The 12,363-nt window shown below is 41.5% G+C and carries 13 protein-coding genes; 12 read left to right on the top strand and 1 reads right to left on the bottom strand.

Features of this window, described 5'->3' with window-relative positions; translation table 11 throughout:
• The first annotated feature begins 658 nt into the window (after nucleotides 1-658).
• The 12 genes from UB32_RS06335 to UB32_RS06285 all read left to right on the top strand — a co-directional run bounded on the left by UB32_RS06335 (nucleotide 659) and on the right by UB32_RS06285 (nucleotide 11,767).
• Nucleotides 659-1,852, top strand: a complete 1,194-nt coding sequence (locus UB32_RS06335) for an NAD(P)/FAD-dependent oxidoreductase (RefSeq protein ID WP_084221740.1) — start codon at nucleotides 659-661, stop codon at nucleotides 1,850-1,852.
• A gap of 19 nt (nucleotides 1,853-1,871) precedes the next feature.
• Nucleotides 1,872-2,438 carry a hypothetical protein gene (locus UB32_RS06330; RefSeq protein WP_044392156.1) on the top strand — a complete coding sequence of 189 codons (567 nt, stop codon included), beginning with the start codon at nucleotides 1,872-1,874 and terminating at the stop codon, nucleotides 2,436-2,438.
• Nucleotides 2,439-2,457: 19 nt separating this feature from the next.
• Nucleotides 2,458-3,864 carry an MBL fold metallo-hydrolase gene (locus UB32_RS06325; RefSeq protein ID WP_044392154.1) on the top strand — a complete coding sequence of 469 codons (1,407 nt, stop codon included), beginning with the start codon at nucleotides 2,458-2,460 and terminating at the stop codon, nucleotides 3,862-3,864.
• A gap of 91 nt (nucleotides 3,865-3,955) precedes the next feature.
• Nucleotides 3,956-4,990: a PAS domain-containing sensor histidine kinase gene (locus tag UB32_RS06320; RefSeq protein ID WP_044392152.1), complete on the top strand. Its 1,035-nt coding sequence runs from the start codon at nucleotides 3,956-3,958 to the stop codon at nucleotides 4,988-4,990.
• Entirely contained in the window at nucleotides 4,987-5,625 is a 639-nt protein-coding gene (locus tag UB32_RS06315) for a response regulator (protein WP_044392151.1), read from the top strand. Before UB32_RS06320 ends, UB32_RS06315 begins: the two co-directional genes overlap by 4 nt.
• A gap of 483 nt (nucleotides 5,626-6,108) precedes the next feature.
• Nucleotides 6,109-7,455 carry a cytochrome ubiquinol oxidase subunit I gene (locus UB32_RS06310; protein ID WP_044392149.1) on the top strand — a complete coding sequence of 449 codons (1,347 nt, stop codon included), beginning with the start codon at nucleotides 6,109-6,111 and terminating at the stop codon, nucleotides 7,453-7,455.
• Nucleotides 7,452-8,477 (top strand): cytochrome d ubiquinol oxidase subunit II, encoded by a 1,026-nt coding sequence (locus UB32_RS06305; protein WP_044392148.1) that lies wholly within the window; start codon nucleotides 7,452-7,454, stop codon nucleotides 8,475-8,477. Before UB32_RS06310 ends, UB32_RS06305 begins: the two co-directional genes overlap by 4 nt.
• Nucleotides 8,478-8,488: 11 nt before the next feature.
• Entirely contained in the window at nucleotides 8,489-8,587 is a 99-nt protein-coding gene (gene cydS / locus UB32_RS20855) for a cytochrome bd oxidase small subunit CydS (RefSeq protein ID WP_431305964.1), read from the top strand.
• Between the two features lie 134 nt (nucleotides 8,588-8,721).
• A complete protein-coding gene (locus tag UB32_RS06300; protein ID WP_052806972.1) occupies nucleotides 8,722-8,946 on the top strand; it encodes an SHOCT domain-containing protein in 225 nt (74 codons plus the stop codon).
• 100 nt (nucleotides 8,947-9,046) lie between these two features.
• Nucleotides 9,047-9,655 carry a class I SAM-dependent methyltransferase gene (locus UB32_RS06295; protein WP_241768437.1) on the top strand — a complete coding sequence of 203 codons (609 nt, stop codon included), beginning with the start codon at nucleotides 9,047-9,049 and terminating at the stop codon, nucleotides 9,653-9,655.
• A 53-nt stretch (nucleotides 9,656-9,708) separates the two neighbouring features.
• A complete protein-coding gene (locus tag UB32_RS06290) occupies nucleotides 9,709-11,115 on the top strand; it encodes a sensor histidine kinase (protein WP_044392146.1) in 1,407 nt (468 codons plus the stop codon).
• Nucleotides 11,093-11,767: a response regulator transcription factor gene (locus UB32_RS06285; protein WP_044392145.1), complete on the top strand. Its 675-nt coding sequence runs from the start codon at nucleotides 11,093-11,095 to the stop codon at nucleotides 11,765-11,767. Before UB32_RS06290 ends, UB32_RS06285 begins: the two co-directional genes overlap by 23 nt.
• Before the next feature lie 302 nt (nucleotides 11,768-12,069).
• On the opposite strand, the gene UB32_RS20270 is transcribed toward UB32_RS06285, so the two are convergent.
• Nucleotides 12,070-12,363, bottom strand: a 294-nt coding sequence (locus UB32_RS20270) for a hypothetical protein (protein ID WP_206742571.1), incomplete at its 5' end; no start/stop codon positions are given.

Below are 12,363 nucleotides of genomic sequence, written 5' to 3'. Positions count from 1 at the left end.
CAGAGAGATACCCTTATGGGGGTGGAACTGCTCGCAAAAGGGTATCATTCCATCAGAGAGATACCCTAATAGGGGTAGAACTGCTCGCAAAAGGGTATCATTCCGCTAGAGAGATGCCCTTATAGCAGTTGGTTTAGAAAAAAACGAAACATATAAAATTTGGGGAGTTATGATTTCCAATTAGCTATAGCTCTGTTGATTGGAACGGAAGACACTCGACTCCTGCGGGAGGAGGCTCACCTGTCGCCCCGTGGAAAGCGAGTGTCTGGAGTGGAGATCAACAGACCCGATGATAGGCCAAACCAACCGGGCATATTTTGCCCGTTTTTTCTTGAAAGATACAAAAGTATAAAATTCACTTCGAGAATTGTCTAGCTCCAGCGCCTAGCCCCTCGAGACGCTTCGGTCCTGCCAATGAAGTCAAAGAACGACTTCACTGTCAGGCCCTCCAGCGCTTGTCGGGGCTGACCAAGGCGCTTGCGCTTTTCTTGGTAGAATCTAAATTAAATATTATCCTTATCTGGGTGTGCGAATGTTCTTTTTATTGGAATTATAAAAACATAGGGGGAAGCCCCTATGGCAAATGTATAGGGTTTTCACTATTATTAAGTTGTAAACACAGTTAATCGAGAAAGGGAAATTGGGGAGGTTGTTTGCATTGAAAAGTGAATTCAAAGTAGTCATTATCGGTGGAGGTACTGGTGGAATTTCTGTCGCCTCTAGGTTGTTAAGAAATTTGCCAGCACTTAAGGGTGAAATAGCGATTATTGATCCATCTGAATTCCATTATTACCAACCATTATGGACATTAGTGGGTGCAGGGGTATCTGATAAGGAAGTTACGAAGCGCACAATGGAATCGGTTATACCGGATGGTGTTGTTTGGAAGAAAGAAGAAGTTGTTGACATCATACCAGAAGAAAATCATTTGAACACGAAAAATGGAAGCGTTATCAAATATAGCTATTTAGTTGTTGCAGCAGGGATTGAAATTCATTGGGATGGTGTGAAAGGGCTTAGAGATGCTTTAGGGAAAAATGGTGTGACTAGCAACTATTCCTATCAACACGCGGATTATACTTGGGAGTTGATTCGTACTTTTAAAGGAGGGAATGCCGTTTTTACCCACCCTGCAACGCCTGTGAAATGTGGTGGTGCCCCTCAGAAAATTATGTACTTGGCAGATGATTATTTCAATAAAACGGGAGTTAGAAATCAAACAAATGTCATCTTTGGCTCCGCTAATCCTGCGATCTTTGATGTAGACGTTTACCGCATAGCATTGGAAAAAGTAATTGAAAGGAAAAAAATCGATGCTAGGTTTAGAAAGAGCTTAGTAGAAATCCGCGCAAATGAAAAAGAAGCTGTATTTGAAGACTTGGATACGAAGGAACAGGAAGTCGTCCCGTATGAGATGATTCATGTATCGCCACCAATGCGATCCCCTCAGTTTATCAGGGAAAACGCCATTTCAGATGATAATGGCTGGGTCGATGTCCATAAATATACACTTCAGCATAGCCGGTTTGAAAATATTTTCGGGTTGGGGGACTGCAGTAATTTGCCTACATCGAAAACTGGCGCTGCGATCCGGAAACAGGCACCTGTAGTAGCTGAAAATGTAATCTCGCTTATGAAAGGTGAGATGCTCGAAGCAGCGTATAATGGATACACATCTTGTCCGCTTGTGACAGGTTACAAAAAATTAATCTTAGCAGAATTCGACTACGATAAAAATCCGATGGAAACGATGCCATTTAATCAGGCGAAGGAACGTCATAGTATGTATATCCTCAAAAAAGACTTTCTGCCGATTTTATACTGGGATGGTATGTTAAAAGGAACCATGTAAAGGAAGGGGGAAGACCGCTATGGCAATATCAGAATTCAAACAGGAAAAGCAAAGACCTGAATGGGTGTCAGAATTAGAACAACCAGAGGTTCAAGCCTCATTAGCTGATTTAGTAAGAAAAATGCCGGAAATTCAGAAGACTTACCAATCGCTTGAAGACATTGTTTTGTTTGCTCAGGCATTTCTACAGGATCGCGAATCAATCGATAGATTAGAAGAGAAGATAACGCAGTATAGTATAAATGAAGAAACGATAAAATCACTCGTCACTCTTATGGAAAAACTCCCTTCGATTGTTCGAGTAGTCGAGCAATTAGAAGAATTAACCGTTTTTATGAATAGCGTGTTAAAGGATACGGAATCAATGGCATATATTTCCGGGATGCTTCATGAATACGTGGATCCTTTCGTAAAAGAAGGCGAAAAGGGCATGAAATTAGTAAATGAGATCAAGAAACGAGCAGAAGCAAAGCATCAAACATACTCGCTGCTAACCATTATGAAATGGTTAAAGGATCCAAGCGTACAAAAAGGATTAGGTTATGTACATGCCACTTTAGAAGTGTTATCAGACAATAAGAAATGATTATAATGGAGGAATAAATATGTTATTACGTTATTTTTATGATGAAAGACTGGCACATGCATCCTATTTAGTCGGCTGTCAAGCCACTGGTGAAGCGATAGTAGTAGATCCAATGAGAAATATTCAGCCTTATTTGCAGGTCGCTGACCAGGAGGGTTTAAGGATCGTTGGGGCACTTGAAACACATATACATGCTGATTTTGTGACAGGTTCTCGGGAGCTGGCAGCGAAACTTGATTCTACACTTTATTTATCCGATGAAGGCGATCAAGATTGGAAATACCAAAACCTCGAGTCAGTGAACCATAAGCTATTAAAAGATCGGGACACGTTTAAAATAGGAAATTTATTGTTTGAAGTGATGCATACACCTGGTCATACACCTGAAAGCATTTCTTTTTTGCTAACAGACAAGGGCGGAAGCGCAGATAAACCAATGGGTATGTTTACGGGTGATTTTGTATTTGTCGGCGATGTGGGCAGGCCGGATTTACTGGAGAAGGCAGCGGGGATGAAAGGAACGTCTGAAGATGGAGCAAAACAGATGTTTCGATCATTAAAAAAATTCAGAAATTTGCCTGATTATCTGCAAGTATGGCCTGCTCATGGGGCTGGTAGTGCATGCGGCAAGGCTTTGGGAGCAATTCCTTCCACTACAGTCGGATATGAAAAACAATTCAATTGGGCATTGCAGATAGAGGATGAACAAATTTTTATTCAAACCTTGCTGGAAGGCCAGCCGGAACCACCGAAGTATTTCGCAGTCATGAAGTCTGTAAATAAAATAGGACCAAAGCTGCTTCAGGAGAATCCAGAACTTAGCCGAATCAACTCCAATCAGGAATTATCGGAGTTGATCCAATCCGGAAGGCAGGTACTCGACACCCGTGATGCTGACTCTTTTGCTGACGGACATCTTCCTGGAACAATCAATATTCCTTTCAATAAATCTTTTACCAACTGGGCAGGCTGGTTGATTGATTATCATAAACCTTTGTATATACTAATAAGTAGTGAAGATGTTCTTGATGAACTGATGATTTCCTTGCATTCGGTCGGAATCGATTATATTGTCGGATATGGCTTGATTGGCCAATTTCTAGAAGGAAATAGCAGCTTAGAAAGCTATGTAAATGTAACCCCAACTGAGGTATATGAACAGATTAAAAATAAGGAAGTTTATTTGGTCGATGTAAGGAACCGGTCAGAATGGAATGATGGCCATATCGATGGGGCGCAGCATATTATGTTAGGAACATTGCCTGACAGAAGAAATGAAATCCTCACAGATAAGCCAATTATTGTTCAATGTGGGTCTGGAGTGCGTTCTGCGATCGGAGCAAGCATCCTTCAAGCGAACGGAATGAAAAATGTCTATAATTTATTGGGTGGTTATACCCGTTGGGTTAGAGACATTAAAGAATAAATGAGTGTCATCAAGCCGTATGAGGCATCGGGGTCGGTTCGCTTATGAACGGGCCCCGAATCTTTATACCGGGGTGAGAAGGGCGATTTGGATGGAAGAATTTCAACTGGAACAAAAATATTTAAAGCAAATTTTTGAAAACATTCAAGATGGGATTATTATTATGAATCAGGAGAGGAAAATTTTATTGATGAATCCCTCTGCTGAACGGTTAACGGGCTGGAAAATTATCGACAAAGTCCCGTATTGTTCTTTTTGTGAAAATAGGAAGTTGAAGAATAATGAAAATAAATGTTATCTTATCGAGAATGACGAAGTTCCTTATTTTTTATCCGAAATGCCTGCCTATCATGGTAAAAAAATTAACGTCGAAATGAGTACTGCACTCATGTTCCATGATGTGAAAACTGGCGAAAAAGAGTATTTGTTAGTATTAAGAGACCAGGATAGAAAAGAAATGGAAGAAGAAGCTAGAATCTCCAAGCTGATGATCAAGAAACTGATTGAAGCAAAAGAAAATGAACATAAAAGATTGGCACAGGAGCTGCATGATGGAGTTGGGCAATCATTATTCACCATTTCCGTTGCTTTGCAGGCAATTGAATCCTTCGTTGCGGAGCCAAGGCTGCACACATATCTCGGAGAAGTCAGAAAAGAATTAGATAAGGCGATGAACGATGTTAAGTCCTATTCGTATCAACTGCGGCCGCAAAGTCTTGACCGATTAGGGCTGGTTGCAACAATTGAAAGCTTGATATCAACGATAAAGCTAACCAATAAAAACCTTCAAATTGTGTTCAAAACGAATATTCGCGATCGGCTAAGTCCAGCAATAGAAATCAATTTATATCGAGTGGTTCAGGAAGCGATCCACAATATTATCAAGTACGCTTTTGCAACCAAAGTGGAGATCGTTCTTGAAAGGGATTGGGAAAAACTCAGTCTCAACATAAGTGATAATGGCAAAGGGTTTGACCTTGCAATAAGCAGGAATGGCGGATTAGGGCTAAAGCATATGAGTGAGCGAGTTAATCAATTAAATGGAGAATTCTCGATCGATTCACAGATAGGAAAAGGCACGTTCATTGCTATATCGATTCCAATAGGGGAGGGGGGTCTGTTTTGATTAAAGTACTGGTGGTGGATGATCATATTCTTATTCGGAAAGGAATCATTTTATTATTGGAAGCTTATTCGGACATCGAGGTTGTCGGCGAAGCAGGAGATGGAGAAGAGGCCATCATCCTAGCGGCGAAAACCAATCCAGATGTGATTTTAATGGATATTTCCATGCCAAACGGTTTAGACGGGTTTATGGCATCGCAAGAAATCATGCATCAAAACAAAGAGACAAAGGTCATTTTATTAACGATGCACGATGAAGAAGTATACTTGAGGAAAGCCATCGACATTAATGTTCAAGGGTATATTATGAAAAAAAGCCAATCCAGTGAATTATTTGAGGCAATCACCACAGTTTATAGAGGCAATCGGTATTATAAAGCAGGTATTCCTTCTGAACAATTAGATAAATTATTCGACCTTAAAGGAGAAAATGACGCATCCGTTTTGACAATCAGAGAACAGGAAATTGTTCGCTTTGTGATTTTAGGCTATACAAATAAACAGGTGTCTGAGAAACTTCATATCAGCCCGAAAACGGTAGAGAACCATAAAGCAAATATTATGACGAAATTAAACTTAAAAAATAAATCTGATTTGATCCAATATGGATTGAACAACTATTACTACAATCTTTAATGCTGCTCCTTCTACTATGTAGGAGTTTTTTTACGATTTTCATAAAAAATAGCATTAACAACGTAAATACAGTGGAAATGTTCACAAATTATTCAAATTTGCGAGAAGTATAGGGGAGTGGCCCTATACAGACAGAATCAGTCATCCTTTAAGATAATATTAATCTCATAAATATTGTGAGAAAATGAGGATGAAGATACTCAAGCAGGCCAGTTACTGAATTTGTCAGTTTGGGATGGTGTATAATCGGAACGAGCAACCTTCGAATAATTTTGGTTTGTCGTTTCGCATCCGATGAGAATGGGAAGAAAGAAAGTAGCGGAAAAAAGTACTGCCTCTTAATAGAGGGAATAATAATTGAGGTGAATGAATGTATAAAAAACAGGAAAGAATGCTGATGTGGCTTGCTTTTATTGTGGCGGCAATCATGGGTCTGTCATTTATCGGAAGAATTTTTGCAGGATAGAAATGGGGTACTGAAAAATGGGGAATGAACAATCGATTTTTTTTAGCCGTGTCTTAACGGAGTTAACATTATCCTTCCATATTATTTATGCCACCATTGGAGTGGGTATACCGCTGATGATTTTGATTGCTCAGTGGCTGGGAATTAAAAAACAGGATGAACATTATATTTTACTAGCAAGAAGATGGACGCGTGGTTTTGTCATCACGGTCGCCGTTGGAGTAGTGACTGGGACAGCAATTGGCTTGCAGCTGTCATTGCTGTGGCCGAGTTTTATGGAACTTGCCGGAAATGTCATTTCGCTTCCACTATTCATGGAAGTCTTTGCTTTTTTCTTTGAAGCAATTTTTCTGGGAATTTATTTATATACATGGGATCGATTTGAAAATCAGAAGAAGCACTTGCTGCTTTTGATTCCGGTTGCGGTCGGTGCATCCGCTTCATCCGTGTTTATTACAATGGTCAATGCGTTCATGAATGCGCCGCAAGGGTTTGACTTAGTGAATGGACAGCTGGTCAATATCAATCCGATTCTGGCAATGTTCAATCCGGCAATGCCAACGAAGGTCGCCCATGTAGTTGCGACCGCCTATATGACCTCTGCATTTGTTCTTGCTTCGATTGGGGCATTCAGGCTGCTAAAAGGGTCTAATCATATCTACCATAAAAAAGCATTATTCTTAACGATGAAAATCGGTCTTATCTTTTCCATTGCTACTGCGATCATCGGTGATTTTTCGGGTAAATACTTGGCAGAATACCAGCCGGAAAAGCTGGCAGCAGCCGAGTGGCATTTTGAAACCCATGAGGGCGCACCGCTAATGCTATACGGTGTACTTGATGATGGCGAAGTAAAATACGCACTGAAAATCCCATACGCACTGAGCATTTTGGCACATGGCAACCCGAACTCGGAAGTCATTGGCTTGAATGAATTTCCGGAAGATGAGGTTCCGCCTTTTTACATCCATTATTTATTTGATACAATGGTGACGATTGGAATGTGGATGGCTGCCCTCTCGCTTTTGTATGTCCTCGGTGTATGGCTGAAATGGAGTTTCATTCATACAAGATGGTTCCGCTGGCTGATTGTTTTAGGCGGACCGTTATCTATGCTTGCGATTGAACTTGGCTGGTGGTTTGCTGAAGTCGGAAGGCAGCCTTGGATCCTGCGAGGATACATGAAGGTGGAGGATGCAGCAACCACAAGCGGACAGGTCGATCTGATGCTGGTCCTGTTTGCAGGCTTGTACTTGCTCCTGGCTATTGGCAGCACCTATGTACTAACAAGAATGTTCCGGAAAAATACGGTGGAACAGGAACTGGCTGATAGGGAATTGGAGAAGGAAGGTGAGTTTCGATGACGCTTGAATTTATTGGAATTTCGGTTCTATGGCTATTTCTTTTTGGGTATGTCATCGTTGCCTCCGTCGATTTTGGAGCAGGTTTTTTTAATGCTTATAGCCTGTTCAGAGGGAATCAGCATATCTTAACAAAAATTATTCAGCGATATTTGTCGCCTGTTTGGGAAGTCACGAATGTATTTCTCGTCTTTTTCTTCGTGGGTATTATCGGCTTTTTTCCAAAAACAGCTTATTATTATGGCACCAGCCTACTGGTTCCGGCCAGTATTGCAATTGTTTTGCTCGCAATCCGCGGAGCTTATTATGCTTTTACGACTTACGGCGGTTTGAAGCATAAGAGGTACACTTATTTATACGGACTCACCGGTTTGGTCATCCCTGCTTCTTTATCGATTGTGCTGACCATTTCTGAGGGAGGTTTTGTAACTGAAACTGCTTCGGGGATAGAGTTGGACTATTGGGCGCTGTTCACCAGTCGTTTGACATGGAGCATTGTGGTATTGAGCTTGACTTCAGTACTATACATTTCGGCTGTTTTTTTAACTTGGTATGCCAATAAGGCACAGGATAAATCGGCAACAGAACTGTTAAGGAAGTATGCGTTGACCTGGTCGGTGCCGTTGATTGTGACTGCGACAGGCATCATTGTGGAACTCAAGGACCACAACCCGGAACATTACAGCAGGCTGATGGATCTGTGGTGGCTGTTTGCCATCTCCTTCCTCCTGTTTGCAGGGACGGTATACTTAGTTAGCAAACGCAAGTCATACGGAATGGCGTTTGGCCTATTAACCGGGCAATTCTTTGTCGCCTTTTTTGCCTATGGTATTTCCCATTACCCATATCTGCTTTATCCGTATCTTAGCATATATGATAGCTTTACAAATGAAGCGATGGCGATTGCGCTCATCATCGCCTTCCTCGGTGGGCTCGGGCTTCTGCTCCCATCATTGTACCTGCTGTTAAGATTGTTTTTATTTAATAAGGACTATGTCCAGGGAAAAAAGAACGACCATGCATAGGAGGTTGGAAAATGGCTGAATTCTTAATTTTTTATGCGCCTTTCCTTGTCCTCATCGCCTCGATAATTGTTTCATTTTGGCTTGTAGGCAAGGACGAAAAGGTGAAATAACTAATACAAAAAGCTGTCAACCATGATATGGATGATAGCTTTTTGTATTTTAGAAAAAATATTTATCCTCCATACTTTCTTCATCTTTTTCATAGAGAATGAAGGTAGAAAGTATCGGAAGGAGAGAGGGAATAATGATGAGACCAGGTTATTTTGGTGGATATGGAATGGGAGGTGGATCACTGATGATGCTATTAATTGTACTTGTAATTGGAGTCCTGTTATATGTAGCCTTTAACCAGAACAGAAAGAAAAGCCAGTCAGGGAGCAATGAAGCACTTGACGTGGCCAAAGGAAGATTGGCACGAGGTGAAATTACTACAGAAGAATATGAACAAATCAAAGAAAAACTGTTATAAGGAAGTATTGCAACCTCCTTTTTGTATAAATTGCCGTTATAATGGGAACATAGCAAGAAAGAATATTTTTTAGAAAGGATGGTACCTTCTGGATCAAAAGTTGAATGAAAAAATAAAAAAAAGATACAACCGTGTCTCAAAAATTTATGATAGCATGGACAAAATGATCCGCGAAGATTGGAGACGAGACTTGCTGAACGAAGCAACTGGAAAAGTGCTGGAAGCGGGAGTCGGGACAGGAGCGAATCTCGCTTCCTACCCTGACAGTATCCAATCTTTAACGGGAGTAGATTTCAGCAGCGAAATGCTGAAGTATGCGAAGCAGAAGGCGCCCAGTCTTACTGTTCCTTATCCCATCGAATTAATCGAGGCGGATATTCAGGAACTACCGTTTCCGGATCACACCTTCGATACAATTGTATCGGTTTGTGTTTTTTGCTCTGTACCCGATCCGGTCCAGGGGCTGAAGGAGTTAAGAAGGGTTTGCAAACCCGATGGTCAAATTTTAATGCTCGAGCATATGAGAAGCGAAAACCAAGTGGCAGGACTGGCCATGGACCTCCTCAACCCTGTCACAGTAAGGATGTGGGGCGCAAATATAAACCGTGAGACGATGGAGAATATTAAAGCTGCCGGATTATCTGTTATAGGCGAAAAACGCCTAATGGGTTCCATCATGAGAAGACTGGAGCTGTCTCCAGCTAAATAGTCAAAAAAACGGTTCAAGGCATGAATCGTTTTTTTGTGGTCAGGGAGCATCCGATGAAATGGTATAGCATATTCAGAAGTGTTTCATTTAAAATTGGATTAGTATTCAGCGTAGTGTTCATTGCCCTGCTGATGATCTTTGGTTTTACGATGTACGGGATGTTTACCAATATTGTCGTTGATTATAGTAAGCAGGAACTGGTTGCAAGAGGAAACAATCACGCTAGCATTCTTGAAAATAATTTTGATAAGGCTACGATTGATCATGTCATTTTGATGGAAAAGACGGTGCCTACGGAAGTGTTGATTACGGATTCTGCCGGAAAGATTATTGGTTCTTCTACCGTTCCGGATAAGGAAATGCTGGAGCACCTTGATCCCGCTTCCGATTTGAAGGAAGGGAAAATAGTGGTAAGTGATTGGCGGAAGCATAAATATTTGATTTCCGTTTCTCCAATCGGCAATGGGGAAGGCTACCTTTATATGTACTATCCTTCTTCGATTTTAAGGGATATCGTGTTCACTATGAATGTATTGATTATTTCTGCAAGTATCGGTATCTTCCTGCTGGCTTTTGGTTTGATCGGCTTCTTGTCGAGAAGGCTGACAAAGCCGCTTTTGCAAATGGAGGAAGCAACGATGAAAATGTCCCAGGGGAAATATAGGCAGAATATTCTTTATAAAGGCGATGATGAAATAGCGAGACTGGGTAGTTCCATTCAAACACTTGGGGAGCAGCTCCAATATTATGAGGATAGCAGGAACCAGTTTCTCTCTGCAGTATCGCATGAAATCCGTACTCCGCTCACTTACATCAAAGGCTATAGTGATGTATTAAAGAAAGGACTTGTCAAAGATCCTGAGGAGCAGCTTCAATACTTGGACATCATTAACAGGGAAGCACAGCGGATTACTTTTATGATCAACGACTTGTTTGAAATGAGCAAGCTCCAGGTAGGTCAATTCGAGTTGAACAAAGAGCGGGCAGACATAAACACGATCATTGAAAGAGTATTTGAAAGCCTAAAACCGGCAGCGCAGAAAAAAGGTCTGGAAATCAGCATCGAGCTGGGAAAGAATCTTCCAAACCTATTTATTGATGTCCACAGAATGGAACAGGTTTTCTATAATTTAATCGAAAATGGAATTAAATATTCAAACGAAGGCAGTGTGGCAATTACCTCGTTTTTAAGGAAAGAGTTTATTGTGATCGAAGTACGCGATACAGGTTTAGGCATACCCGAGCAGGACCTCCCTCGGATTTGGGAGCGATTTTACCGGGTCGACCAGTCAAGGACTAGGAAAACTGGCGGTACGGGTCTCGGGCTTTATGTGGTCAAACAAATTATTGAGGCTCACGATGGGGACATTCAAGTCGAAAGCATGGAGAAAAAAGGCTCTATTTTCACAATATACTTAAAACCAATAGGAGATAGTCATGGAAAAAATATTGGTAGTTGATGATGAATTTGAGATGAGACAGCTTATTGGGTTATATCTCCGGCAGGAAAATTACCAAGTTGAGAATGCAGAGAATGGCCAGGAAGCTTTGGAAAAAGTAAAAAGGGATGATTATGATTTGATTGTTCTTGATATCATGATGCCTTTGCTCGACGGATGGCAAACGGTCGAACACATCAGGAAGATTTCTGATGTCCCAGTCATCATGCTTACAGCAAAAGGCTCAGTCAAAGACAAGGTGACCGGGCTGTCCACTGGAGCAGACGACTACGTGGTAAAGCCTTTCGACGCAGAGGAGCTGCTAGCGAGGATCAAGGCGCTGTTAAGAAGGTCCAAAAGCAAAGAGGAAGAGGATGACATCCTGAAATATCAAGGAATTGTTATCAACCTAACAGCCAGGGAAGCCGTATATAACAATATAATTCTTAGTCTGACACAGACAGAATTGGACCTTCTGCATGCCCTGATAGAAAACCGAGGCAAGGTGTTGTCTAGAGAACAGCTTGTTGATAAAATCTGGGGCATCGAGTTTATGGGAGAAGACCGGACTGTAGACTCCCATATCAAGAACCTGCGCGAGAAGCTGAAGTCTGCCGGTATTGATAAGAATCTCGTTAAGACGGTCTGGGGATTGGGATATAAAGTAGAATAAAGGTGATCTTATGAAACGTTTATTGCCGGCTATAGTATCATCATTCTTTATACTGATGGGGATTTTTATCTTTGCATTTGTCATCCGGATGGTCTGGTTTCCCCCCGGACCTATGGGCATGATGATGGAGCGAGGAATGATGGCTCATCATATGATGTTTTGGTTCGGTCCGCTAATTTGGGTGATTTTTATCATTGCGGGTATACTTTTGGTCGTTTGGATTGTTTACAGGAGAAAGAAGAGGTAGGTTTGGGTGCTATGAGCGAAAAGTTGTCAAGAAAGCCCGGTTATATTGACATGTTCTAAGTTCTTACCAAAAAACCGATCCTGTGAGAGTTTGGGGTGAAATTATTTATTTGGATAGTGAGAGGCTCGGTTGCTATCGGAATAGGTTTGAGCGAAGCGAGGAGGAGACTCACCTGTCGCCCCGCGGAAAGCGAGTTTCTGGAGTGGAATTCGATTATCAGCCTAAACCAAAAAGGACCGGGCGGTTTTTGCCCGGTTTTTCTTAAAGAATAAGAAAATATAAATTTCTTTGAAAATTGTCCAGCTTCAGCTCCAGCGCCTTGCCCCTCGAGACGCTTCGATCCTGCCAA

This window comes from Mesobacillus subterraneus, assembly GCF_000934845.1.
GTDB lineage: Bacteria > Bacillota > Bacilli > Bacillales > Cytobacillaceae > Mesobacillus > Mesobacillus stamsii.
The sequence above is the reverse complement of the archived record's forward strand: the minus strand, read 5'-3'. Positions and strand labels throughout refer to the sequence as shown.